Genomic DNA, 25,062 nt, shown 5'->3' on the forward strand with positions numbered 1-25,062 from the left:
TCAATGAATGTATTCAAGCGATTCTACGCGAATAGGACTACCAGACGCTTTTTTATTCTCGCACTTATCGGGTTGCTGCTGTACATGGTTCGTGGGATGCTTAATCTGGTGTTGCTGACGTTTCTGATTGCTTTTGTCATGAACAGCTTTCAGATTGTGCTCAGTAAACGAATTGGTAAATTCATGAAGGTTAACAGTAAGGTGATTATTGTCATTCTATACCTTGCTTTAATCGCATTGATTGTACTGGCCCTTGTAAAATATCTTCCTAAAGTATTGGAGCAGATTAAGCAATTAGCCATCTTCCTCACCAATCTCAAATCAGAGGATCTTCCGCAGAACAAGATTACATTATATTTGTATGATATGCTCAGGGACCTTAACTATCAGTCCTATATCAAAAGAGGCATCGATTATGTGCTGCAGGTTAGCAACTGGGGTGCAACTTTCGTTCTATCAACCATTTTAAGCTTTGTGTTTATTCTGGAGAAGAACTGGGTCGTCAGTTTCACTTCTAGGATGAGAGAGAGCAGGATTGCCTGGTTTTATATAGATCTGGAGTATTTCAGCCGAAAATTCATCGTTTCCTTTGGGAAAGTAATAGAAGCGCAAATTCTCATTGCCATGTTCAATACCTGTCTTACTGTTATTGGCTTGTGGCTGCTTAACTTCCCGTATTTATTTGCCCTGGCGATTTTGATTTTTCTGCTCAGTCTCATTCCGGTGGTTGGTTTTTTGATTTCGCTCATTCCGCTTTTAATAATTGGTTACAACATCGGCGGTCTTATAACAGTTACTTATGTGCTGGCGATTATTGCGGTGTTGCATTTTATCGAAGGCTATTTCTTGAATCCTAAGCTGATGTCCACAAAAATGAATTTGCCGATGTTCCTCACCTTTAGCGTGTTGTTGTTCTCTGAGCATTATATAGGTGTCTGGGGACTTATTCTTGGTATTCCTATCTTTGTATTTATGTTGGATATCCTTGAGATTACCCACGAAGATTCGTTCAAAAGAGCGAACCCCTAAGCTGAATACTAAAAGACTCAAGTTATAAGCTGTTTCCGGTACTTTTCCGGAGACAGCTTATTTGTCGTGCACATTGCTCAAAAAAATTGCTAATGGGCTTTTTTTGTAAATAACGTTTTATATTGTGTCCTGCTGTCATAAGTTAGCTAAGGGAGTAATGTTCAGAGTCTTTAAAGAAGGAACAGGAACAAAGGAGGTACAAAAAAGATGGAATCACAGCTGCGGAGGTATACCCCCTTTAGGGGCCCGTTTGATCCTTGCCCACCGGTGCCGTTCAAGACGTATGTAGTTCCACCCAATCAATTTATCACCTTTCAGCCACCCGATTTGCCACAGTTTAGTTTGCAGGAGGCTCTGAAGTATGGAACGCTCTGGCCAGCACTATTTAGTCCGTATGAATCCAAGTGCAAAGGAGGAGGAAAATAGACTATGGAGGCAAATCCTTGCGACCAACGTTATTATGAATTGCTTGAACAGTTGCAGACCCTTGATTTTGCCTTAGTGGAGTTGAACTTATATCTAAATACGCATCCTGACGATCTGAGAAGTATTGAACAATTTAATCAGCTTACGCTGGAACGAACCAAGCTAGCGAATCATTTTCAGGAGTTATATGGTCCGCTGCAGAATTTTGGCCGCGCTTATTCTAAATGTCCATGGGAATGGAATCAACCCCCTTGGCCTTGGCAGGTGTAAGAGGAGTATAACCGTAAGGAACTATTTTTCTAGAGGAGGGAAGTTCCCGAATGTGGATATACGAAAAAAAACTGCAATATCCGGTACGGGTGGGTAAATGTGATGTCCGGATGGCGCGTTATTTGAGTGAGCAATACGGAGGAGCAGATGGCGAGCTCGCCGCTGCACTACGCTATATGAATCAAAGATACACGATTCCAGATAAAGTTATTGGCGTGTTGAACGATATTTCTACTGAGGAATTCGCTCACCTTGAGATGATTGCCACGATGATCTACAAGCTGACGAAGGATGCTTCGGTATGTGAATTAGAGGAAGCGGGATTAGGGCCACATTTTGTAGCGCATGATCATGCCCTGTTCTACACGGATGCTAGCGGTGTTCCATTCACTGCAGCCTATATTCAAGCTAAGGGAGACCCTTTGGCAGACCTTTATGAAGACATTGCGGCTGAGGAAAAAGCCCGGGCTACATACCAGTGGCTGATTGACATGACGGATGACGTGGACCTGCAGGATAGCCTCAAGTTCCTGCGGGAGCGGGAGATAGTGCATGCTCTACGGTTTAAGGAAGCGGTGCAGATTATTATTGATGATCGGAATCAGAAGCGGGTGTTCTAAGGATTTTTGTGAAAAAAAACATTAAAAGCCGTTCTCTTCTATAAGAGAACGGCTTTTAATGTTAGAAAATATGGAGCGGCCAACAATCCAGCCATGCATAAAGCCATTTTTCAAGCCTTGTTTGGTCATTTCAATGGTAATGGTGAAAGCAGTAAAGCTCTTGCAGCCATTGGAGATGAGACACGTTAATCCATCAACATTGCTTTGATTGAAGGTGAAAGTGATTGCGAAAAAGAAACAGATATAATCGAATATTTGAAAAAAATAGCCATGTCAGCTTCGGCTAACAAGGCTATTAATAATGTCACGAGTTCTGGATTCCATTATTTAATTGTTATCTTTATCGGTTTGTTTGATCAGTTCATAAGCGATATACCCCATCATTCCCAAGAACAACCCTGTGCCTGCAATAATGTAAACGATCGTAAATATTTTTCCGAGTGCTGTCTGGGGAACAAATGTTGGATGACCTAATGTACTAAGCGTTGCAACACAGAAATAAATAGCATCCAGGACAGACAAACCTTCCTGTTTGACATAAAAAATGGTTCCAGACAACAGCGTCATCAAAACTAATAAGAATAATGCTTGGAAATTTTTACGTTTGAGCGCTTTCCATAAGCCCGAGAATAAACGTTTTAAAGTTAGTAAAAATGATAACATGCAGCTCCACCCTTCATTTATATTAGAGCATACATAACAAATCGTAGTCAAACTATTGAAACCAAGCAGCCTCTTATGAGGTTGCTTATTTGTTTTGAGAAATAGTTAGAGTCAGCAGCACCTTCCTGGTTCTCTCCCAAGTTAAATTCCTTCTAAGAGCATAAGTTTCCTTCAATTTGATAGAAAAATTCTGATTCATAGGATCTATTATGGAATGTTGATTTCAAAGTAAAGCTTTGAAATCTTCTATTTAGCAATGGAAGTGGATAGGAGTGATGAATAACCTTGGAAAAGTAAATGTGCCAAATGTCTTAAATTAAACTAAAAGAAAAGTACGATGAGGTGACCTTAGAACTGGATCTATATACACTAGTAATTTTACTATTATGAAAATAATGGTTATTTATTGGGGATCTTTGAACCATTTTAGCAAAAAATGTTATGGAAAATATAAACTATTAAGTATACAAACCGATAATGCAGTATGTATATCCTAAATTGGAAAATAATTTATAATTTATTTAAAATTTACACTATTATTTCTTGTTAATCCAAAATTCCTATCCAGTGGTGATGAAAAAGATGAGTGCTCAAGAAATGCTAACCAATCAGGTACAAAGAACCCCTCGAATTAAACCGAATTACCCGGAAGGTGAAATGGTTTTGGAGGATCCTGCCCGGCCATCGGGAAAACCAACCTTCTCATGGTTGACGATTATAGTCCCCCCTATCGGGATGTTAGTCATTTCTATATTTATGTCAACATTGACCAGGTCATTTACCATGCTGATATCAACCATGGGTATGACTCTTCTGACGGTCATGGTTTCAATTTTAAATTATAAATCCAGTGTGAAAAAACATCATGAACAGAACAAAAAACTTGAAAAGAAATATCTCAACTACTTATTTCAGGTTCGTAATGATTTACAAAGTGCCGCGAGTACGCAGCGAGAAGCCTATACATATATCCATCCAAGTATTCAATCTTGTGTTGAAATCGTACGGGGGAGAAGCAAGCAGCTGTGGGAAAAAACAGGAATTGAAGATGATTTTCTGAATCTCCGGGTTGGTGCTGGAATCCAGCCGATTGCTCTGGTGCCAACATATAGCTCAAAAGCGAAAGCAATTGATGACGACAACCCACTTGAAGAAATCGCCAGTAAAATATGCGAAGAGATGTATTTTGTACGAGACATTCCAGTCTACATACCGTTAAGGAGTATTAATACACTCGGAATATACGGCAAACAGCAGGAGGTTCGTGATTTCCTCAATGCTGTCCTGGTTCATTTAACAACACACCAAGGCTACGATGATGTAAGGGTAATATGCGTGATGCAGCCTGATGATCTGGAACACTGGGAATGGTTAAAATGGCTGCCCCATACATGGAATAAAAATCGAAGCCAGAGAAGTTTGGCTACAACATCCTTTGATGCCTCCAATATTGCGGATGAATTACTTCCAGAGCTTAGAAAAAGAGAAGAAAATAGCAAGAATGGTTATGGACTACAGCCAATGCAGGCCCCACATTATGTTTTTCTGGTTTTTGCTCCTGAACTGTGGGACAGCACGGATATGATGAAGTATTTGCTCTCGGGCAATGCTTCACTTGGAGTGACCAGCATTTTTACATCAGAGAAGATTGATGTTGCGCTGCCGCTGAATTGCCAAGCTATTCTGGAAATTAAGGACGGTAAGGGAATGGTTCGCAAAGATACTAATCAGCTGTTAAGTCATTTAGCTGATTATTTTACTGCCGATTCCCTGGATAAAAAAAATTCGGAGTTTTTTGCCCGTTCTTTGTCTCCGCTCAGAATTAAAGAAGGTCAAAATAACAGCTATATCCCTCCAATGGTTACTTTTCTGGATAGCTTTGAGGTTGAGCAGGTAGAGTCTCTAAACGTAATGGAGCGCTGGTCAAAAAACCAGGCTAACCGTACCATGTCCATTCCTCTGGGGCTCGGGGCAGGTGGTAAATTTCTTTTGTTTGATATGCACGAAAAAAGCTATGGTCCACATGGTCTAGTAGCCGGCACCACCGGATCGGGGAAAAGTGAGCTGCTTCAGTCATTACTTTTGGGTCTGGCGGTAAATTATCATCCGCATGAGATTGCTTTTGTACTGATTGACTATAAGGGTGGAGGGATGGCTAATGCTTTTCTTGGGCTTCCGCATCTGGTGGGAACAATCACCAATCTTGGTGGTAATCAGATCAATCGGGCTCTTGCCTCCATCAAAAGTGAGCTTTTACGGAGACAGCGACTGTTCAGTGAAGCTGGAGTGACCAGCATTGATAATTACATCGTTCTTTACCGCAATAAGGAAGTTAACCTTCCCTTGCCGCATTTGATCATAGTGGTGGATGAGTTCGCGGAACTTAAATCAGATCAACCGGAATTTATGAAAGAACTGGTCAGTGCGGCACGGGTCGGAAGAAGCTTGGGGATTCACTTAATATTGGCAACACAAAAACCTTCTGGCGTAGTCGATGACCAGATCTGGAGTAACTCCAGATTCAAATTATGTCTGAAGGTCCAGACACCTTCGGATAGTCAGGAGATGCTAAAACGCACGGAGGCAGCAGAGATCAAAGAAAAAGGCCGTGGGTATTTGCAAGTTGGTAATAATGAAGTATTCACTTTGTTCCAATCCTCCTGGAGCGGAGCACCTTATCAAGCAGGGGAGGCAGATCAGGATGGAAGTCCCAAGATGGATATCGTTTCACTAAGTGGTGAACGCAGAGCCCTGATTACGAAGGGGAAAAACAGTGATGATGCCTCGCAACTGAGTGAGCTGCAGGCTGTGGTTAATCATATTGCTGCCATTTCTGCTGAACAATCGATCGGAGAGGCCTTTCAGCTGTGGCTGCCTCCACTTCCAGAGACCATGATTTTAGCAGATGTTATGGATCAGAATCAGATCTGGAATGGGCAATCATGGAAGCAGCCAGATCAGAATCTTATTGCCACCGTTGGACGAATTGATAATCCGTCAGATCAGGAGCAATACAATCTGGATATTAATTTTAATCAGGACGGACATTTACTGGTTTATGGAGCGCCGAGCAGCGGTAAGACAACGCTGTTAAAGACAATTATCATGTCCCTCGCCTTGAAATATGAACCTGATTACGTTCATTTCTATATATTGGATTTTGGTACACGTACCTTGGGAGTATTCCACGAGCTTCCACATGTAGGGGATATTGTTTTTCCAGAGGACGAACAAAAGCTTGGAAAACTGATCAGTTGGTTGTTGTCCCAACTGGATGAACGCAAACGTAAGTTTTCTCAGCTTGGAATCAGCAATTTGGTCTCTTACAGTGCGGCCACTGGAGAGAAGGTTCCTTACATTGTTATTCTGCTCGATAATTACACAGGATTCTCAGAAGCATATGATGACTTTATCTTAGAGCTTTCCAAGTTGGTGCGTGAAGGTGGTAATTACGGGATATACTTCGTGTTCGCTGCCAATGCTGTAACCTCTTATCCTTACCGAATCAGCCAGAATATTAAGCAGGCTCTAGTATATCAAATGTCTGATAGATTGGATTATTCCAGTATTCTGGGCAGAACAGAAGGGATGGAGCCAACGAATACCGTAGGCCGCGGACTGCTCAAAGATAACCGGATTTTGGAATTTCATACCGCGCTTCCTGTGGATGGCAGCTCGGATGATCAGATTGCTGCCTCTCTCCGCCGGATTAGTTCGGAGATGAAAGCAGTGGCAGGTGTGAATAATCCTGTAGGAATTTCAGTGATCCCGGACAAGCTTTCACTGGCAGAGCTTTTGGAACGTGTGCCTAAGGAACAACCGCAAGGGAATTATCTGGTACCGCTTGGGCTGGATTGGGATACTACGCTTCCGGTAGAGATTAATGTAAAGCAGGTTAGCAATTTTGTAGTGTCTTACACCACTCAAAAGTATGTGGACTTTAGATTTAACGCCTTAATACAAGTTCTTGATAAATCGGCAGGCGAAATAAACATGGAATTCCATCTGTTTGACAGTGGTGTTGTCAGTATACCAAGCCTGAAAGTTAGTTCAACGATTACCCGCTATATGAGTACAGCTGAAGAGTTTTTACAGCTCACACAATCCTTAGTGGATCAGCTGCAACTAAGGAAAAATGATGCCCGGCAAGCTTTTTCAGATGTCCAAAATCGTGAAGAATTTGACGAGGCTGAGTATATTCTGTCTAAGTACCCGCTTCTTGTCATTGTAATGCCTCATCTTAAGTCTGCTTTTGATCTGATGGAGAATGATTCACTGGATCATTTGGAGCGGATAGCGAGGTTTGGCGGTGGACTTGGTGTAATGCTGCTGGTCGGCAGCGATTCGTTTGAACTGAGTCAAATGCAATTGGTCACTGATTTTGCCGGTGAACTGATTAACAGTGGACATGCATTGTTGTCCGATGGAAGACCCAACGATCATTTGTCTTATGCTCCACTACTCGAGGGATTGGAATACCATGAGCTGAACGAGGTGTTGGACAATACTGAAGCGATGCTGTTAACAGAGGGATCCATTTCACGCCTCAAAATGATTACAGAACTATAGATAAGCAGGTGAAGAAAGCGATGAAGCCGGCTCGTGAAATATTTGAATTGCATCCTTTAGAAATTATCTATTTAACTGCTTTAATAGGAGGAACCAGTTTTCCAGGTCTGGAAATCGATCTTAAAGGCGAATCGGAGCGCAATTTACGCTCCCTAATGGATACACAGATGAGGTCGCTGGAAGTAAAGGGATATTTAGAGGTTGATTTTGTGGGGCTCGCCAAAGTGAATGAAGTGCTTCATAGAGGTATCGCTGTTGCATCCAGTTGCAAATCTTATTGTTGTCAGCTTATGCATACAAATCAGCAGACTTGCAAGGTATTCTATTTTGTTCAGGATGAAGTTTGGTTTGAACTTGAGCATCAGCCGGAAAGTAACACCTATAAGCTTCAGGAGATTTATGCACTACATGAGCTGATGTATCAGGTCATTGAGAGAATCCCTTTAGTGTGGGAATTGAGCGATAAAGAAAAATTACAAAAAGCGATAAATAAAGAAGTAGATCTTGAAACGTGGGTGGGGAAGTCTCTTCAAGCAGGTGCATTCATAACTTCCTTGGCAGAAATCCAATGCATTACTGAGGAGGCACAGGTGATTCGCGAACTGAACCTGTTGATTCATGAAGAACAAATGTGGCTGCTGCGTGGTGTGGAAGATGACGTCAGTCAAACCACGCATTCCTTGCCTGCAGTAGTAAATGAGTTATGTAATTGGCTGCAAGAAGCTTAACAAATCTGGGGGATCAGACTATGTCAACTGCACTGACTACTTTTGTATTTAAAGGTGAAAGAGAGAAGTATTTGGATTTGGAAGTCTCTCTTTCTATTTCTACAGGGCAATGTATCGAGCTACTTAAGCAAGCCAACTGGCTTCCGGATAACTGGGAATTTAAATGTGAAGCCAGCCGTACGGGCGAAGAATGGATGGAGTTGGGGCCGCATGCTGTTCTCGCAGAGATTATACAAGGGGACGGAGCCATAGTTCGTATTTTACCCTATTGAGCTGGGAGATCGTAAAGGAGGATTCCTATGAAAAGCGTACACTTAGTCTGCTCGCCTGAACTTATAATGCTGCTATCCAGGTCGCTGGAGCATGAGGGTTATGTAATTTCCGGTAAACATTCTACATTACATAGTTTTATAAGTGGTTTCAGTAGCAAGGAAGTCGATCCTTCATCCATTGTAATTATGGAGGGCGGCGCGGGTCTGGGCACACCGGTCAAGGCTGAGGATATTATCAGTTTCATGACACTGATCCGCAAATATCTTAAACATACACGGCTGATTGTTCAGTTAGATCCGGTGCTGCAAACGGATATTGAATTTATACGGACCCTTGTAAATATGAACATACATGATCTTCAGTTCACTACGGAATTCCAGGGCGATGATCTTCTGAATTGGATCAAAGAGAAAAAAACTACAAGGGATTATTATCATATCCTGGGTAAAAAGAAAGGCCTTTTTGCATCGTTTAAAGGCTCATCATCAAGAGCAGCTTCTGACGCGGCAGTGGAAGAGGCGCCGTCTGCTCCTCCGAGACCGGTGGAGTCGCTTACCCGTCCACAGCCAGCAGTCGGTTCTAGAACTGTAGCAGATGCCGCCAACAGGAGACCTTCCGTTGCTCCTCGCTCTTCAGCAGGATCAACCCCGCCTAGACTGGGGCCTCCGGCCAGAAAGGAGACCCCGTCATTAGCCGAAGCGGAAACGCTGGAGAGTCTGGAACAATCTATTCCGGTAGAAGAAGAGTCGATGCCAGCAGCAAATACGAGAATTCTGGGCAGCAATGTACCACTTGTCATCGGAGTTTGTGGTGTTGGAGGGGAAGAAGATGTAGGTGCGGCGGCATTTCTGCTGGCTGCGGGTCTGGCAGAACTGGGTTGGAAGCCTCTGGTATGCGGAGATGACAGGCCCGAAATCAGTTCGCTTGAACAGATTGTTTTTAAGGGTGAGAAAGAAGATTCGGTTTCTACCATGTTCGAATATGAAGGAGTCACTTTCTACCGCAGAGGGTATTCGTGGGATATTTCGGAGCTTTTGGCCAGTGAGTTCACGCATATCATTCTATGGGTGGATATCCATCGGGAGCGGAAGGGCACCAGCGGACTCGAGCTGTGGTGGAACTCGCAAATTCCTATTTTGGTAGGCAACGGGGCTATGTGGAAGTATGAACTGCTGAAAGAGAAGCTGAACACCCTTAACCCTTATGAGCGCAAGCGGTGCAGGTTACTGCTGGAAAATGGACATCAGGAAGTATTACAAATGTTGAAAAAGGATTTTGCAGAAATTCAAACGACTCTGATGCCTGCACATCAAGATCCTTTGTATCCAGATAAAGCGGCTGTTGAATGGGTAATGAAGCTGCTGACCGTTCAGAAAAAGCTCTTTCGCAAGCAAACGTTGCTCTGGGGAATTGTTGGGATGGTCTTATTTGTGACCTTGTTGTTAATAGGCATAGGATTTTCATTCGTTCCGGAGAGCCGGTAATTATAAATCAGGAGGCTGGGTATGAATTCAGGTATGGTTAGAGGCATTGCTTTTGATTGCCATCGACTTCTCTCCCCTGCCCAGGAGTGCAGCGATAAGATGAGAGCGGCAATCACAGGAGTGTCTGGTTATTGGGTAGATTTGGGTGGGGAAGAGTTTAAGCAGCATTGTGAGGAATGGATTAAGAAAATGAACGAATTTAAAGCTGCCGTAGCCCAAATTGAATCAAATATGATGAACTATGCAGATAAATTGCAGGTGGAGGAAGAGAGAGCAGAGGCAGCCAGAATTAAGGAAGCTGAAAGACAAGCCTCCGAACGGGCAGCAGCGGCAGCGGCGACCGCAGCCGCAAAATCGACAGGGAAAATTAAATAGGGATGGAAATGAGGTCTTGAAGTGGCAATACGTAAGCGGAAAAAAATACTGAGATATACGATCCTATCAGGTTGTCTTGTTGCCGTTGCCACATCCGGGGTATGGTTTGCAACTTATCGCCATTATAACGCTAAGCTGATCGACGAGCGGGCAGCTTACGAAGAACAGCTGAATGATAAAGATGAAGTCTTGCAGCGCTATATGGACCAATCCCAGACAGCCTATGTATTGATATCTCCAAAGCTAGCTGGAGAGGTGATTACTGCTGAGGATGTAACGGAAGAGAAGCTACCCAAATTCTCCTCACCGGATAATCTGATCAGCGAGTCTAAAGCAATTGTTGGTAAGTACTTGAAGATTGATGCATTATCAGGCACAGCGGTAACTACTGAAATGGTACGTGATGAAGCGAGATTGGAGCCTTCAGAACGAAAAGAAGAGACTGAATATATTAAACTGCCGCTTCGGTTAACGAAAAAAGATGTCGTAGATATTCGGATAGTTTTCCCAAATGGCGAGGATTACATAGTAGTAGGAAAGAAGTCGCTGAAGGACGTAGATTTAGCGAATCAATATACATTTTTTAATGACAATGAAGAAGAAGCACAGCTCCTGCAAGCTGCCCTGGTGGATGCATACATAAATAACGCAGAGCTGTATATGAAACAGTACGTAGAACCGGAGCTTCAGCCTGAACCTGTAGTCAATTATGTCCCTAATCTGGATGTACTTGGAGTAATTAAGGATAATCCGTTCATTATAGATCAGGCCAAGTGGAGTCTTGCTGCCAATCTTCGTAAGGAACTGGAGAAACGGCTCGAAGTTATGGAGGATGAAGATAGAATTCGTGTGGGAGCACAGGCACCAAGCGGCAGTGGTGTGATCCAGAGAAAGGCTGTGCAGGGAGCGGCGGCAGCAGAGGAGGCTGCAAAAGTTGATGACAGCCAATCCGTGAACGGAGTGATAGATCGGACCAATCAAGCGCCGATCGATTCAAGTGCAGACCAGAGTTCAACGGGTGTGACGAATAAAGAAGCACCCACAGATGACAGTCTTCTGGAAGGAGAGTGACCGATTTGCACATTGTTGTTGCAGGGGATTGCGAGAAGCATGATTTCATACTGGCAGCGGCTATTCTGTTGAAAAGTTATTTCAACAACGAGGTCATGATTATTTCGGATAACAGCAGGAATTATCAGTATTTTGAAGGCGAAGTGTCTGGTATAAAGATTGCAGATTCAACCGTAGCTGACAAACCGGATATCGTTCTGTATGACTGGCATCATGGGTATCCTGAGGGTCTTGAGGAGGAGATTATTGTCTTCGCGACCACTTATGACCGTCAGGCTATGGAGAACGTAAATAAGTTGCTGGATCAGAAACGGATGCCTACTGTACTGCTTGTCATAGAAGAAGAATGCGGACTTGGGCTGAAGTATGTGGATAAATATTATCCAGTGATTACTTCGAAAATCAGTTACATCAGTAGTCCGGAGCGAAGAATTAATTGGGTCCATGATGGAAGGGTGGATCTTAAGGTAGATAAGGATTTTGCCGAAGCTGTAAATGACTTTTTGATTGAAATTTGCGATGTTCCAAAGCAAGACATCAAGAAGCTGTGGCAGTATGCAAGGAAACGGGGGTAGGTAATTGTGCTAGTGGCTTTCTGGGGACCTGCTCAAGGGCAGGGGAGAACAACTTCGAATATGGCAGCTGTTGCGGCTACCGTAGCGCTAGATCATCATATCCGCGTGTTAATGACACATACGCATTTGGAGCAAGGTGTGCTTGAGCATTTGTTCTCACAGACAAGAACAACGCTTCAATCTGCGAAGACCACAGGTGGAATGGATGCGATTGAGAGATTAGTGCAGTGTGGAATGCTTACACCTGAAGGAATTAGAGATCATGCGGAGTCCATTCTTAAAGATCGGTTGGAACTGCTTAGTGGATCTATGAGTGCTGAGAAACATGAGACAAAGCTCTTGCTTCCGCATATCTTCAAGGATTATCGCAGGTTTTATGATTTGTTATTTGTGGACCTCTCCTCCGAAGATGATCCGGAGGTTGTGTCTCTGGTTATGGAGCAGGCAGATTTGATTGTGGTTAACCTAAATCAGAATCAGGTAAGTCTGGATTCCTATTTTTTGAACAAAAACAAAGCTCCTGTGCCGAGTCATAAGCCCGTCCTCTATTGTATTGGGGCTTATGAGCGCAGCTCCAGGTTCAATAAAGAGAGAATAATTAAGCTGTATGAATTGAAGAAAAAAGCAGTAGGTGTTATCCCACATCATATTGGTTATATGGATGCTCAAAATGAACGGCGTTTTGTTCAGTTTTTATTGAAGGCAAGAGAAGCTAAATCCCGTTTTCTGGAGTTTAGTGAGGATGGAAGCTTCACTGAGGCGGTACGACATATGGGACAGCTTATTCTCTGGATGCTGGAGATTTCTCCAGTATCGGAAGTGGATGCTGCAAATGATTAATCTGATTCTGATCTTTGTAGTCCTGATAGCTATTGGAGTGTTCCTGTACTTATGGCTGGGCAGACGTAAGGATGCTGCTCCACCTTCCGTCCAACTGAAATATGATATGAATGAAATCGTTCAGTTTCTGAGAAGGGCCTTTGAGGAGATTATAGCTGCGTCTCTTTATGAAGGAAGCCCAAGTGAGGAGGAATACAACCGTCGGAAGGCGCGGCGAAGGGAATTGCAGAAAGCGCTCCGAAGTTGCATGCATGGCGATCTATCCGCTAAGAAATACGTGAAGCTTTATATGAAAGATCTATTAGTTCAGACCTACGGTCTGGATGAAGGAAATGTAGATAAGATTATCAGCTTCGGTCATACGAATCGATTGACTTCACAGGATTGCTTCGATATCTTGCTTTATGTTTTCAAAAAAGATCATGGTCAGAATGCATTTAATGTAATAGTAAGCAAATATAGCCTAGATACACTGCAAAAACTGCCTGATGGATCTAAGGGGTATAAGATCACTGAAGAGCAGATTCGCCATATCTATCAGTCCGAGCAGCCGAGATTGTCCATTCAGGACAAGATTGAAATTATTGTTCAGAGAGCTTATCAAATTTATAAGGGGCTCGGCATTATTGATGAGCTTCGAGATCAGAATATCGACGGAGTCAATGGAGGAACAAGTGGCATGCCTCCTGATGTCGTGCAGACTACAGATTTTCTGGAATATACGAAGCAGCAGCATTTCATACCACAATCCTATGATGCGGTGTGGACGTTCTACCGCGGAAAGTCGCTTCACCTGGAATTCTTAAGTTTTGGTTCTGAGAAGGAGCTTAAGCGGGTTTGCCAAAATATCTATGGGTTTGGTAACCCTGGGCAATTAAATGAATCCAAGGGTTATATCATCAACGATATGGCTGATGGCAGCCGGGTCGTGGTTGTGCGGCCCAAAATGGCTGAAAGCTGGGCTTTTTTTGTCCGCAAATTTAACGATTCTCTCGTGGAATTGGATCAGCAGATCCAAGATCAAGGGGCACAGCTTGCGATTGATATGCTTGTTTTTCTCATCCTGGGCCATCAGGTCACTGCCATCACTGGCAGACAGGGCTCGGGGAAAACAACGCTGCTTAAGGCACTGATCAAATATATTGATGCGAAGAATATCCGGATCCAGGAGACCTCCTTCGAGATCTGGGCGAGAAAAATGTATCCGGGTAAAAATATTTTATCCTTTAGAGAAACACCCTCTGTTAGTGGGCAGGATGGGCTGGATGTGCAGAAAAAAACGGATGGCGCTGTGAATATCGTCGGAGAGGCGGCTACTCATAGTGTGGTCAGTTATGTGATTCAGGCAGCCCAGGTAGCTTCTGAATATACATTGTTTACACACCACGGCAAAACACTGCCCAATTTGGTCAGCGCTTTGCGCAACAGTCTTATCGCATCGGGAGCTTTCAGTAATGAGAAAATTGCTGAGGTTCAGGTTGTTGAGGCGCTTGGTTTCAACGTTCATCTGTTACTACGTGCTGGGAAAAGATATATCGAACGGATTACAGAGATTATCCCGGCAGATCCCCAGTTCGAATATCCTCAGAACTACAAGGGTCCTGAGAATATTACGGACAAGCTGGATGCTTTTATGGATACCGTGACCGAATATTTTGGCCGGATGACAGATCGGCGTTCCTATGATTATAAGGATGTCATTGTGTGGGAAGCCGGAGAATACGTGGCCAAACATCCGATCAGCAGCCGTAAAATCGATGAGATGCGCAAAAATATGGATGAAGAGGATGCACTAGAATTCAGTGCATTTCTTGAGAAGTATTGGGGGCAATCCGCATGAATCTGCAAAACCTATTGTTGATTATTTTGGGAATCTCAGGAGTGCTACTGGTTGTCCTGCTTGTACTGCTTAATGTAGTGCAGCGTAAATTGAAGGGAACACAATATCAAGAGCAAAGGCGGCTAAAGGCTCTGCTGCCAACGAGAACTAAGGAAAAAAGATGGTTGGAGCAGGCCCATAAAACTTATCCGGTACTTGATGAACTGCCATTAGTGAAGAAACTTCTTCACCGGATGCGCTCGCGTCTGACCTTGGTTCATGCAGGCAATGAAATTATGATCAGAAGTCGTGCGGCTGCGCTAACGCTAATGATTGTTGCTTGTATTCTGATCATTTCGTTGAGTTCATTCCTCTGGACTTCATCGTGGGTAAGCCGTGCGACTATTATGCTAGTCTCAGTTTATCTTGGAGGTGTCCTTAGCGATCTCTTCATTGGGCGTTTAGTGAAGCAGATGTTATATGACCAATCGTCCATGATTCTGGATATTCGCCATGAATATCATCAGACACATATGGTGCAAGTCAGCTTGGAGAATTCTGCGGAACGTTCGAAACCAATGGTAGCCGTGCATGCTCGGCAGATTGCTGGAATTCTGGCAGCGGTGGACCCGGAAGATGAACTGCAGAAATATTATGAGATTGCCCCTAACCGTTATATGAAGCAACTAGCTGGAGTGAGTTACAAAATAGGTGAATATGGCGATGCGGATATCCATAAAGGGGAGCGTTCGATTTATCTATCGATGCTTGGCAATATCAGAGAAGAGATTCATATGGATATTAATCGCCGTGAGCGAATCGATCGTTTGTTATACGGTATTGTTTTTGTAGCCATTTCGCCGGTATTCATGCTGGATCCAATCCGCAATTGGGCGGAGGGAATGTTTCCTATTGTATCTAATTACTACAATTCGGCCTGGGGGTTATATTCTTTAATCTTACTTTATATCACGTTCATAATATCGTTTATTGCCCTGCGGATTCTCAAAGGTGTGGATGAAGACACTCAATCTATCAAAGATGAGGGTAAGTGGTTAAATCGGATCCTGAAGAAAAAATGGATTTTCAAACTGGTGGATCGGATCACTCCGGCAGAACATGAGCCTCTTCATTTCAAGGTAGCCGGCAAATTGAAGGATGCTAACTCTGGGCTGTCGCAACATGCCTTCTTTTTGCAGAAAACACTAGCGGCAGTAGTTATCTTTATGCTGATCGTATCGCTTCAATTTTCCATCCATGCCAATATCAAGCACAACATTTTGCACCCCAATAAGCAGATTACAACAGGGGGCAATCAGACAGAATCTCAGAAGCTGCTGAGCGAGGAACGGTACGCTTTTGAGCAGACTTTAATTGGAGAACTGGTAGCGAAGGATATTACACCGGATCAGATGTTGCCCTACATTCAGGAGAAAGCGGAGAATAAGTCTTTCCTTCAGAACAATCTGAACCAGAATGCCTATGCTGCACAGTTAATGAACAGGGTAGAGCAATATCATGAGGAGTACTACAAATGGTATGAACTTTTGCTGGCTTTTGGGCTGGCGGTGGCAGGGTTTTATCTTCCGGATGCTTACTTAATCATTCGTACTCAGCTGCGAAAGTGGGAAATGCAGAATGAGGTTGATGGCTTCAATACACTTTCCATGATGCTGTCTCAATTTCCGAATATCAGCGTGTACGAAATGATAGAGTGGCTGCATCGTTACAGCTATATTTTTGAGCGGCAGCTGTTGCGCTGCATGCTGGATTATGAGGCTGGAGGCTGGAGTGCCATTGAGAATCTGAAGGAGGACGCACGTTTCGTTCCCCTCGAACGGCTCGCAGACCGCTTGCAGGTTGCAGCCGATCTGATCCCGGTGAAGAAGGCGTTTGATGATATGGATGCGGAGAGGGCATTCGCGATGGATCAACGCAAGGAGCACTATGAGAAGGTCATCAGCAGGAAAAGTACACTGGGTAAAATGTTTGGGTTCTTGCCGATGCAGGCAACGTTCACCTTATATTTACTGCTTCCCTTCGTCTATATGGCCTTCCAGCAGCTGGGTGATCTGACTGTTGTAACTGGCAAAATGTGAAGGAGATACAGGCATGGAGAATATAGCAAGCTTTTTGAAAACAACGATATCGATTCTGATCACTCTGGCCATTATATCATCCGGTCTGTTCTTGTGGGGGAAGACACAGCCAGTTGTCGAATTGGCGAATAGCCAGGCGGCGGCACAGGCTAGGGAGCTTTCGGAGCAGCAATATTCTGCATTTGACAATCAGATTGTCAGCGGCTCCCAGATTCTCACAGCTTATCGGAGGTACGAATCGCAGCAAGGCTTCTGCCTATACGTTGAGAAACCATATGCCAATGGTCAGAATGAGGCAGAAAGAAGATTTAGCATGAATCCAAGTGGAGAAGGTTATTGCCGTGCGTTTGATTATTCCGGAGCGAAGTTCAAGGAGGGAATCGAAAGTGGTGTAGATGAAGAAGAAATTTCGAATGCTTCAGGAAAATATTATATTAGTCCGCAAGCTAGATATAGAGCGAAGCTGATAAAAGATAAAAATGAGCGGATTACAGCTATTTTTTTCGTTGCGGAGTAGATGCGTTAAGAGCAATAAAATAAAAATTAGCTTCAAATAAGGTGAGGAGGAAACATCATGGAGAATATCTCGACCGGACTTAAATGGGTGATTGGCATTATTGTTACCATTCTGATTATTGCCGCAGGTGTCAGTATTTATCTGGTTATCAACAACTACTTCATCCGCGCACAAGAACAGACTCTGGCCCAGACCCAGATGATTAATCAAGCGGAATTCAATAGTTATGATAACAAGGATGTATCCGGCCAAGATGTGATTAATGCGGCAATGCGGTATAAGGGACGTCCGCAGTTCGCGATTTTGATTAAAACAGGGGAAAATAAGACTGGGTTCTATGCGGAGAATACTTATAAATCTAGTTACGAAGAACCTAAAGATACGTCTAATCCGGTAGTTGATTTATCTAAGGATAATAAAACAGATGGTATTAGTGTTTCTAAGATGCTTGATCAGACAAATTCAGATTCATATAACAGTGATAATTATTTAGTAAATACACTCTCCGTCTTTAAAGCTGTTGTTTATAAGGACAGCAATGAGGAGGTTCGCTTAATAGTTTTTACCCAGAAATAAAAACGATATCGAAAAGGGTGGGTACAGATGGAGAATATTTCTACGGGACTTAAATGGGTGATTGGCATTATTGTCACAATTCTGATTATTGCCGCAGGTGTCAGTATATATCTTGTCATTAATAATTATTTCATCCGTGCCCAGGAGCAGACCTTGGCCCAGACTCAGATGATCAATCAAGCGGAGTTCAATTCTTATGATAACAAGGATGTATCTGGTCAGGATGTTATTAACGCGGCAATGAGATATAAGGGACGTCCACAATTTTCTATTCTGATAAAGACTGGAGTAAATAAAACTGGTTTTTATGCGAAAAACACATATAAAACTTATTATGAGCCTGCGAAAGCGGCCAGTGGCGGAAACCCGGCATCAGAGCTTGATCTTGGAGACAAGAACAGTGGTGCTGATAATTTTAGTGTATCAGCAATGCTCGACCAGAGCTCTGACCAAGATAACAGTAAAAACTGTAATGTCAATACGCTTTCTATTTTTAGAGCTACCTTACATAAGGACAAAAATGATGAGGTTCGAATTATTGAATTTAATCAGAATCCGGATCATAAATGAAAACTAGTACTCAATTTCTACTAACCCTCTTTGCTTGGATCTTGTTTGCTGTCGGCGGATTTACGTTTTTGCGGCTGGAGATGGAGAGTTCTGTTCCAAACAGGCACTATGAGCTGCCGACAGTTGCATCGGCACCTTACAAAGGGATAGGTGATTTGAACAAAATTAGCGGTGAGCAGGTCATTGGTATGATCTCTCCAGCACTGGAGGGGGAATATATTTTATATATCGATGGCATTGCAATTAATGAGGAAACGGACCTTACAGCAGTGGATTTACGTGGAGTGCCTGATGCTGCTTATCAGTTAAGAGTCACGCGAACCGAAGAGATGATTACGGAAATCTCCGCCACCCGCTAGAAAGGAGGAGCCGCATGGCAGACGCGCTGAAAGGTGTAATTATAATTATTTTGCTGGCATTTGTGTTCGGAGTCTATCCGGCATTCCGTCAATCCGAAGTTGTAGAAAGGAATACTAAGCTCGCGGCCAATGCGGCTGTGGTGGAATTCGTGGATACCGTTCGTGCTAAAGGATATGTGGATACTTCCGATTATGAGCTGTTTCTTCATTCGTTGGATGCTTCATATGGTGTTTTCAAAGTGCAAATGGAGTATTACAAAAAGAATTTACAGCCCTTATATACGAATCCTGATGATTATTCTACATTCCAGAACAGCTTTAGTGTCCGATATGACGGATATTTCAGCAAGGATATTTTGGAAATCTTATATCCGCATTCAGGAACTTTACTGGCTTCAGATGATCCAGGTAGAAGGTTTACCATGCATGTAGGCGATCTGTTCAATGTCCGGTTAGAATCTGAAGGGACGACACTTGCCTCACGGATGCGAGCGTTGCTTTTTCATAGTGAAATGATTCCGGTCAATTTGAAGTATGGGGGGATGGTTCGAAGTGAAGCCCCTTAGTGTTGTGCTTGTTTTTCTAATTCTGGTCATTCCTATTGTTCTTATGGGCGACACTCGAGAAGATCTTCAGGTCTTCAATCAGGACATGTATAAACGCTATTCGGATGATTTTCAAGCCGCAGTGGATGATGCTGGTGATTATCTGTCACGACTGGAACAGCAGCCTACTACCACAGCAGTGCACTATGGGCGGGAACGCCAACTGCAACTGGATCAGGATGTGCTAAGTGTTTTTTACAGTGATTTAGCTTTGAAATTTGGGCTGGAGAACAACCAGACTGAAATGAACAATTTAAAAATGCATATACCCGCACTGGTGATGTTTGGATATAACGGCTATACGTTGGTTACTTTGGACGACACGGCTAGTAATAGCGGGAAGGATGAACTTAAGCCTGTGAGTTGGCCTGAGCGTCCCTATTATTACAAGCTTCAGAATGGCAATTTGCTTTATTTCACTTTGGATGACAATGCGCGGGTGTATGATACTACCTCTAATGAATTCTATGAGGGGGAGTATACAACCCTAGCGGCTGAGACCAATCTTAATCCTCTGACCTCTATAGAACTATTTCACGAAATCCGGCAGAGTACGATCACATCACTCGTTGAAAAAGACTTGGCAACAACCATTAACAGACATTTGGAGCTGGTGAAACGAATGGGCTTGTCGATTCAGTTCACCCTTCCCCGTGGCTTGCAGGAGCAATCCATACAGGATGTAGGGATCATGGCTTTTATTCAAGGTTATCCACTTCCTGGGGGAGAACTGCTGGATGCATATTCCTTAGGTAGTGGGGCAGTAATGCGACGAAAGGTTCTGATAGGTACCCGGAATTCAGCAGGGAGACATATTGCTTACGGAGAAAGCTGTGTACCCCCGGGGGTTACTGTTATAGAAAGTCTGTTCGATCCAGAGGAGGCTGCTCGAAAAGGGTATTTTATTGAGGATTGTGCGGTTAGGTGATAGATGTTGGAGTAAAAGATTTGATATGGAGAAATATGGAGAATAGGGTCATCGGATTAAAAAAGTTTCATTGTGGAGGAGTGAGAACATGAGGAATTTTAAGTTTAATAGTCTATCAGCAATTATTAGATCAAAGAAGGCAAGAAGAGGCATGACTATAGTCATTTGTGTGTTCGCAAGCTTAGGGTTGTTAATTACTACAGCGGGAGCGGCAGGAACAGCTGCCAAAGCAGTGAACGTCATCATAGACGGCATTAAATATCCACTGACAAAGGGACATCCTTATTCAGAAAATGGGACGACAATGATCCCATTCCGCATGATTTCAGGAAAACTCGGCACACAAGCTAACTGGAATGCAGCAAACCAAACGTTAACTCTGCAGCAAAAAGAAAACAAAATTGTACTGACAGTAGGTTCTTCTTTTGCGAAAGTGAACGGGCAACCAGTAGCGCTTGGTGCTATGGTTGTACAAAAAGATGGAATGACGATGATTCCATTAACCGTTGTCTCTAATCTGTTATCCGCAGAAGTGGAGGTGGACGAATTTTCTCAAAGTGTGCACATTCACACGCCGGGTAAAGATTTAGGGGAACTTGATTATTTTGGAAGGAAAATACGTACGACAAACCTACCTAAGAACTATAAAGATTATCCATACATTCTGGAAGACATCCCGAATGAAATGTACGAAATGAGGCATACCATAAACTACTCTGCTGGGGATGCTGAGACTGGAGCGCAGGTGTTTAGCAAAAAAGAGTTAACGAGTGAAGATATGGCCAAAATCATTAAACGTATGAAAATTGGGTTTGATCTACGGTTGAACGTGGATTATAAAACGATTAATCCGGCAAGTTATGCGAAAGAATCCTTTAAGTACGAGAATCAATCGTCTTCTATCCGGGAAAAGGAAATTGAAGAATATGCCGAATGGGTGAAGAAAAATAAGATTCAAATTGAAGGGGCAATTGACCCTGAATCGTCCGTGTTGTATTACCCAGGAACCGGGGATTACCGTGTTCGATCCATGTTCCGATTCAGAATTAATAGTTTTACAGAGTATAAGGATTTATTTAATGACGTATACTTCAAACTTGCTGAATTCAGACTTCACGAGAAATTAAAAAAAGGGGTCTGGTATGAGGGTTATGCTGATTTAAGTATCTCTACGAATTACTATAATCCTATAGTAGGTGAGCATTTTAATATAGATGCACTCTCAAGCTTGTTTGAAAACACCACCCTTCATGAAGTGAAGTGATGAAAGATGCGGCGTAAATGCCTCGGTTGTCTATTGTTAATTCTAATAAATTCTTTATTGTTTTCACCTTTTATAAGTCTTGTAGAGGCTGCCTTTATGGCCAAGTTTAAAGATGGGGCATTTCTTTATACAACAACTTCCAATGAAGCCTCTTCGAGTATAAGATTCCAGACGGTAGGTTGGTATATTCATACCCAACCAACGTGTGCATCCTCTGGAGCCTATGGAGGTGAAGTGCAATGCGACCCTACCTCATTGCCTTCTAATCAACGTATTAAATTACAAGATAATGGCGGGGGGCATGTGAAATCAGAAACTATTGTAGATGGGATAGTGACTACAAACTTCGAATGGACTAAAGCAGAAGTGCTCGCCGCTATTGGACAAGCTAAGGCGGAACAAGTCATCTCTGAAGGCACTCCATTATACGCTAGCGCCATAATGCGAGTAGTGACGGGGTCCAGAACGAACCCAATCCAAGTTTCCGGACCCTATCATACGTTGTATGATATTAAACACTCAGAGAGTTGGGCTCATCCAGAAGATTTGAGACAATATTTCGATGTCACAGTTCCCTTTCAGGGAGAAAATTATCCGGTTAATATGATTCTTAAACTTTCGAACGGAATCGTGGTGAGCGATCAATTAATTGGTAATTATAAGGCTGGTTATAACATTGTAAAGTCTTTTCCCCTGACCGTTCAATACGAGGGAGAGGAATATCAAATTAACCAATCTTGGCTTTCTCCGATTCTGAGGCCAAGCGATCAATTATATATTCAAAGTAAAGCTTCGAATGATCCCAGCTTAGTTCAGCGTAATTTTAAGGTTTATGTAGGTGGAGTCAAAATGGTGGCCAGTTACAAAAAAGTTGGTGGCCCTCCCACCGAGGGAGAAGGCTCAGGCGAATGTAAGTATACTATTGATCCGCCAAACAAGATCGCTGCTCCGCAAACGTCATTTATGGAACCGGATGCGAACGGGGCAATTCTAGGTGATGATACAGCAAATGGACGCCATTTTGATGCACCGGTGGGAATCCCCACCTCTGAGAATTTATTTTCCAATGTGTGGGGAAAGAACTATTTGTTTGAACATACCTTCGCCAATATGGCAGGTCAGATTCGTTATTCCTGCAGTGTTAAAGTTACATATCCGACGAAGTGGGAGGAAGCGCAGCCGAATCTTCCAGGACCAAATGGAACATCGATTCCTCAAGCTCCGCTTCCTAAAACAGGGAAATTTGATAAGACCTATACCTTTGACTTGACTCCAAAAGAATATACTTACTGGCAGGTAGATCAGTTAGCTGTTTATCAAATCGATCGTGCCCAGATGGAGAACTATGCGCTGCCTGGAGGAGAAGTCACTCTATATCCTAATAATTATGGTTCGCCGACGCTTGAGCTTACCAATAGTACAGAAGTAGAAGACCATGTTGTTCCCCAAGATACGGGAGGGATTGAATTCAAGCCAGAAGTGGTAGATGGTGGAGACCACGAACCGGGTCCTGACGATGTTGATGATACAGACGTGCTCACAGACCTTGCGGAAATGCAGACCAAAGATCCTGAGGTGCAGAATGACCGACTAGTATTTAACGGGGAAACGATTATGGATGATACCGTTGCTAACAAGACCGGGCCCACCCCAGGGAGGATTCCTGATCCGCAAATCATCGGAGACGAGGTGCTTTACGAGGGCCAGTTGATGATCAATAGTGGTTTACTCAATCGGCAGAATACAACCAGCACGGGTACCATTTATTATACGATGCTGTCGGAGAACGTAGAGGGAAACGGAGATCAGGAATTTTTGATCTCTCCGATAAACTCCGTCACCGTGCACACACCGGTCGTCAACTACTCGCTTCTTCCTGACGATAACCGCCCATTCGATCAACGTATGACACCGGATATGACTAGGGCAGTGCTGATCTTGGATCGGCCGTTCACCATACATTTTACGGAGAGTGGCCAGCATCTCAATATCCCTGGGTACGGCAACCGGGATTATGCCAAATACACGAAAAACAAGCGGATTCAATTTCCGTTTGGTGTGTTTCAAGGCAGCCAGTATTACCCAGAGAATACCTGGATCTACATCCCTGTTGGAACACAGTCCATGACCTTTACTATGCCAACCTGGGTGAATGAAGGCGACTATACCATTTATACGCAGTCTTGGGCTATAAACGCCCCGTCAGATGGATCGGATCTTTGCGAGGAGAACTTGAACGGTAATTTGACGAATTACTGCGCTTCGGAGAGTTTTAATATTGGGGTCGTCGGTCGACTGTTCGATTTTCGGATTTGGGACATCGGTGATTTTCGGTTTGAGAAGGTGTTTCGAACTGGTGTGGGGACACTTGAGCATAGCAACACGATGTACTATACGGGAGGGAATGATGAGAATGGCATACCGACCGCTTTAAGCGGACAACCACAGTGGCAGCTGCCGATCCGCAAGGGTTCTCATCCTACGGAGCAACGGACGGTACCGCATAACGGCTATTCCTTCTTGTTTGACTTCCGGACCATCGGGAACCTTTGGCAGCCGGGCGAGGGTATCCGGATCGAGCCAAGCTTCTATTTTATTCCGAAAAACGTAGGTACAGCGACACCTGTCGATCTGTACTATGATATCTCCGGTTCGAATAATAAAATGATCGGAGTCGGCTCTTCCAAGGATAAGCTGAGTTATTCTCGGACCTACCGTTTGGCGGATGGCTTGCGAAATATATCGAGTGGTGAATTATCGACGGCAGCAAGCTATGAGTACAATTACATACTGTCCGAGGCGGAGCGGGAGAACACCTCTTGGCTGAAGTTCTATCAGCAATATACAAAGCGCAAAACTAAAATCGCTACAGGCTATAACCTAGAGCTTCTACCTTATAAATCGAGAACCTTAGTAGGGCCGACTGATATCCCTAATGGAGTGAATCCGATAGCGGCGGTTCGGAGCGTTCAACACTGGTACGGAGAATACAACCTGCCGATAGCCCCTTACATCCTGCATAAAGGAACAGACATTGTCACCCTGGCGAATCATTATGGAGGGGCACTAGATGGGCATGAGCAGGAGTTTATCACTGGCGGCTTTATCCTGATAAATTTCGAAATTTATACGGTTAAAAATGGGGATGCCGACACTCGTATTTTAGGCTACAAGGCTCCTATTGCTAACATGTGGGCGATTGAAGGCCAGATGACTGGGAGCACAGATGAAATGGGGCAAACGTTCTCTTTTTCCTCTGGGGATATCATTCTGTTTGAATCAGATTACTCTGTACGAAATGATTATCAGGGTCAGGCAAAATAAACTTTGAAAAAAATAACTTAAATGTTTTATTTATCTTTAAATGGATTTAAATATAAAATTCATATCATTGAAGACCGA

At 43.4% G+C, this 25,062-nt stretch carries 23 protein-coding genes; 22 read left to right on the plus strand and 1 reads right to left on the minus strand.

Annotated features, from left to right (window positions below):
• Positions 1-3 precede the first annotated feature (3 nt).
• The 4 genes from MKX34_RS08770 (at position 4) to MKX34_RS08785 (ending at position 2,345) form a co-directional block, all read left to right on the plus strand.
• The gene (locus MKX34_RS08770) at positions 4-1,029 is read left to right on the plus strand and encodes an AI-2E family transporter (RefSeq protein ID WP_076104569.1); all 1,026 of its coding nucleotides are present in this window, start codon (positions 4-6) and stop codon (positions 1,027-1,029) included.
• A gap of 207 nt (positions 1,030-1,236) precedes the next feature.
• The gene (locus MKX34_RS08775; RefSeq protein WP_036684070.1) at positions 1,237-1,455 is read left to right on the plus strand and encodes a spore coat associated protein CotJA; all 219 of its coding nucleotides are present in this window, start codon (positions 1,237-1,239) and stop codon (positions 1,453-1,455) included.
• Between the two features lie 3 nt (positions 1,456-1,458).
• Positions 1,459-1,725 (plus strand): spore coat protein CotJB, encoded by a 267-nt coding sequence (locus MKX34_RS08780; protein WP_036684069.1) that lies wholly within the window; start codon positions 1,459-1,461, stop codon positions 1,723-1,725.
• Between the two features lie 50 nt (positions 1,726-1,775).
• The gene (locus tag MKX34_RS08785; protein WP_036684067.1) at positions 1,776-2,345 is read left to right on the plus strand and encodes a manganese catalase family protein; all 570 of its coding nucleotides are present in this window, start codon (positions 1,776-1,778) and stop codon (positions 2,343-2,345) included.
• A gap of 327 nt (positions 2,346-2,672) precedes the next feature.
• On the opposite strand, the gene MKX34_RS08790 is transcribed toward MKX34_RS08785, so the two are convergent.
• On the minus strand, positions 2,673-3,008 hold the full coding sequence (locus tag MKX34_RS08790) for a potassium channel family protein (RefSeq protein ID WP_076104570.1): 336 nt from the start codon (positions 3,006-3,008) through the stop codon (positions 2,673-2,675).
• A 582-nt stretch (positions 3,009-3,590) separates the two neighbouring features.
• On the opposite strand from MKX34_RS08790, the gene essC reads away from it, so the two are divergent.
• From essC to MKX34_RS08880, 18 genes are all read left to right on the plus strand, one after another.
• On the plus strand, positions 3,591-7,577 hold the full coding sequence (gene essC / locus MKX34_RS08795; RefSeq protein WP_076274895.1) for a type VII secretion protein EssC: 3,987 nt from the start codon (positions 3,591-3,593) through the stop codon (positions 7,575-7,577).
• A 20-nt stretch (positions 7,578-7,597) separates the two neighbouring features.
• The gene (locus tag MKX34_RS08800; protein WP_076104572.1) at positions 7,598-8,305 is read left to right on the plus strand and encodes a hypothetical protein; all 708 of its coding nucleotides are present in this window, start codon (positions 7,598-7,600) and stop codon (positions 8,303-8,305) included.
• A gap of 20 nt (positions 8,306-8,325) precedes the next feature.
• Positions 8,326-8,577 (plus strand): hypothetical protein, encoded by a 252-nt coding sequence (locus MKX34_RS08805; protein WP_076104573.1) that lies wholly within the window; start codon positions 8,326-8,328, stop codon positions 8,575-8,577.
• Between the two features lie 27 nt (positions 8,578-8,604).
• On the plus strand, positions 8,605-10,062 hold the full coding sequence (locus tag MKX34_RS08810; RefSeq protein WP_076104574.1) for a hypothetical protein: 1,458 nt from the start codon (positions 8,605-8,607) through the stop codon (positions 10,060-10,062).
• 21 nt (positions 10,063-10,083) lie between these two features.
• Positions 10,084-10,437, plus strand: coding sequence for a hypothetical protein (locus MKX34_RS08815; protein WP_076297563.1), 354 nt, complete (start codon positions 10,084-10,086; stop codon positions 10,435-10,437).
• Between the two features lie 21 nt (positions 10,438-10,458).
• Positions 10,459-11,508 (plus strand): SAF domain-containing protein, encoded by a 1,050-nt coding sequence (locus MKX34_RS08820; RefSeq protein WP_076104576.1) that lies wholly within the window; start codon positions 10,459-10,461, stop codon positions 11,506-11,508.
• Between the two features lie 5 nt (positions 11,509-11,513).
• A complete protein-coding gene (locus MKX34_RS08825; RefSeq protein ID WP_076104577.1) occupies positions 11,514-12,083 on the plus strand; it encodes a hypothetical protein in 570 nt (189 codons plus the stop codon).
• Between the two features lie 12 nt (positions 12,084-12,095).
• Positions 12,096-12,923, plus strand: a complete 828-nt coding sequence (locus tag MKX34_RS08830; protein ID WP_339204798.1) for a hypothetical protein — start codon at positions 12,096-12,098, stop codon at positions 12,921-12,923.
• On the plus strand, positions 12,907-14,763 hold the full coding sequence (locus MKX34_RS08835; protein ID WP_339204800.1) for an ATPase, T2SS/T4P/T4SS family: 1,857 nt from the start codon (positions 12,907-12,909) through the stop codon (positions 14,761-14,763). The genes MKX34_RS08830 and MKX34_RS08835 overlap by 17 nt, the downstream gene beginning before the upstream one ends.
• A complete protein-coding gene (locus MKX34_RS08840; protein WP_076104579.1) occupies positions 14,760-16,841 on the plus strand; it encodes a hypothetical protein in 2,082 nt (693 codons plus the stop codon). Before MKX34_RS08835 ends, MKX34_RS08840 begins: the two co-directional genes overlap by 4 nt.
• Before the next feature lie 13 nt (positions 16,842-16,854).
• Positions 16,855-17,358, plus strand: coding sequence for a hypothetical protein (locus tag MKX34_RS08845; protein ID WP_076104580.1), 504 nt, complete (start codon positions 16,855-16,857; stop codon positions 17,356-17,358).
• A gap of 57 nt (positions 17,359-17,415) precedes the next feature.
• Positions 17,416-17,934, plus strand: a complete 519-nt coding sequence (locus MKX34_RS08850) for a hypothetical protein (protein ID WP_076104581.1) — start codon at positions 17,416-17,418, stop codon at positions 17,932-17,934.
• 27 nt (positions 17,935-17,961) lie between these two features.
• Entirely contained in the window at positions 17,962-18,504 is a 543-nt protein-coding gene (locus MKX34_RS08855; RefSeq protein WP_076104582.1) for a hypothetical protein, read from the plus strand.
• A complete protein-coding gene (locus MKX34_RS08860) occupies positions 18,501-18,863 on the plus strand; it encodes a hypothetical protein (RefSeq protein WP_076104583.1) in 363 nt (120 codons plus the stop codon). The genes MKX34_RS08855 and MKX34_RS08860 overlap by 4 nt, the downstream gene beginning before the upstream one ends.
• 14 nt (positions 18,864-18,877) lie before the next feature.
• Positions 18,878-19,429 (plus strand): hypothetical protein, encoded by a 552-nt coding sequence (locus tag MKX34_RS08865; RefSeq protein ID WP_076104584.1) that lies wholly within the window; start codon positions 18,878-18,880, stop codon positions 19,427-19,429.
• Positions 19,416-20,396, plus strand: a complete 981-nt coding sequence (locus MKX34_RS08870) for a hypothetical protein (protein WP_076104585.1) — start codon at positions 19,416-19,418, stop codon at positions 20,394-20,396. Before MKX34_RS08865 ends, MKX34_RS08870 begins: the two co-directional genes overlap by 14 nt.
• 88 nt (positions 20,397-20,484) lie before the next feature.
• On the plus strand, positions 20,485-21,660 hold the full coding sequence (locus tag MKX34_RS08875) for a copper amine oxidase N-terminal domain-containing protein (protein WP_081384059.1): 1,176 nt from the start codon (positions 20,485-20,487) through the stop codon (positions 21,658-21,660).
• Positions 21,661-21,756: 96 nt separating this feature from the next.
• Complete coding sequence (locus MKX34_RS08880; protein ID WP_076104586.1) at positions 21,757-24,984, plus strand: DUF5704 domain-containing protein; 3,228 nt, start codon at positions 21,757-21,759, stop codon at positions 24,982-24,984.
• Positions 24,985-25,062: the final 78 nt, after the last annotated feature.

The organism is Paenibacillus sp. FSL R5-0636 (assembly GCF_037974255.1).
In the GTDB taxonomy this organism is placed as follows: Bacteria; Bacillota; Bacilli; order Paenibacillales; family Paenibacillaceae; genus Paenibacillus_AQ; species Paenibacillus_AQ odorifer.

Bases quoted from the DNA above. Each gene is read 5' to 3' on its own strand.
- MKX34_RS08770 (WP_076104569.1), top strand. From the start codon at position 4: ATGAATGTATTCAAGCGATTCTACGCGAATAGGACTACCAGACGCTTT.
- MKX34_RS08775 (WP_036684070.1), top strand. From the start codon at position 1,237: ATGGAATCACAGCTGCGGAGGTATACCCCCTTTAGGGGCCCGTTTGAT.
- MKX34_RS08780 (WP_036684069.1), top strand. From the start codon at position 1,459: ATGGAGGCAAATCCTTGCGACCAACGTTATTATGAATTGCTTGAACAG.
- MKX34_RS08785 (WP_036684067.1), top strand. From the start codon at position 1,776: ATGTGGATATACGAAAAAAAACTGCAATATCCGGTACGGGTGGGTAAA.
- MKX34_RS08790 (WP_076104570.1), bottom strand. From the start codon at position 3,008: ATGTTATCATTTTTACTAACTTTAAAACGTTTATTCTCGGGCTTATGG.
- essC (WP_076274895.1), top strand. From the start codon at position 3,591: ATGAGTGCTCAAGAAATGCTAACCAATCAGGTACAAAGAACCCCTCGA.
- MKX34_RS08800 (WP_076104572.1), top strand. From the start codon at position 7,598: ATGAAGCCGGCTCGTGAAATATTTGAATTGCATCCTTTAGAAATTATC.
- MKX34_RS08805 (WP_076104573.1), top strand. From the start codon at position 8,326: ATGTCAACTGCACTGACTACTTTTGTATTTAAAGGTGAAAGAGAGAAG.
- MKX34_RS08810 (WP_076104574.1), top strand. From the start codon at position 8,605: ATGAAAAGCGTACACTTAGTCTGCTCGCCTGAACTTATAATGCTGCTA.
- MKX34_RS08815 (WP_076297563.1), top strand. From the start codon at position 10,084: ATGAATTCAGGTATGGTTAGAGGCATTGCTTTTGATTGCCATCGACTT.
- MKX34_RS08835 (WP_339204800.1), top strand. From the start codon at position 12,907: ATGCTGCAAATGATTAATCTGATTCTGATCTTTGTAGTCCTGATAGCT.
- MKX34_RS08840 (WP_076104579.1), top strand. From the start codon at position 14,760: ATGAATCTGCAAAACCTATTGTTGATTATTTTGGGAATCTCAGGAGTG.
- MKX34_RS08845 (WP_076104580.1), top strand. From the start codon at position 16,855: ATGGAGAATATAGCAAGCTTTTTGAAAACAACGATATCGATTCTGATC.
- MKX34_RS08850 (WP_076104581.1), top strand. From the start codon at position 17,416: ATGGAGAATATCTCGACCGGACTTAAATGGGTGATTGGCATTATTGTT.
- MKX34_RS08855 (WP_076104582.1), top strand. From the start codon at position 17,962: ATGGAGAATATTTCTACGGGACTTAAATGGGTGATTGGCATTATTGTC.
- MKX34_RS08860 (WP_076104583.1), top strand. From the start codon at position 18,501: ATGAAAACTAGTACTCAATTTCTACTAACCCTCTTTGCTTGGATCTTG.
- MKX34_RS08865 (WP_076104584.1), top strand. From the start codon at position 18,878: ATGGCAGACGCGCTGAAAGGTGTAATTATAATTATTTTGCTGGCATTT.
- MKX34_RS08875 (WP_081384059.1), top strand. From the start codon at position 20,485: ATGAGGAATTTTAAGTTTAATAGTCTATCAGCAATTATTAGATCAAAG.
- MKX34_RS08880 (WP_076104586.1), top strand. From the start codon at position 21,757: ATGGCCAAGTTTAAAGATGGGGCATTTCTTTATACAACAACTTCCAAT.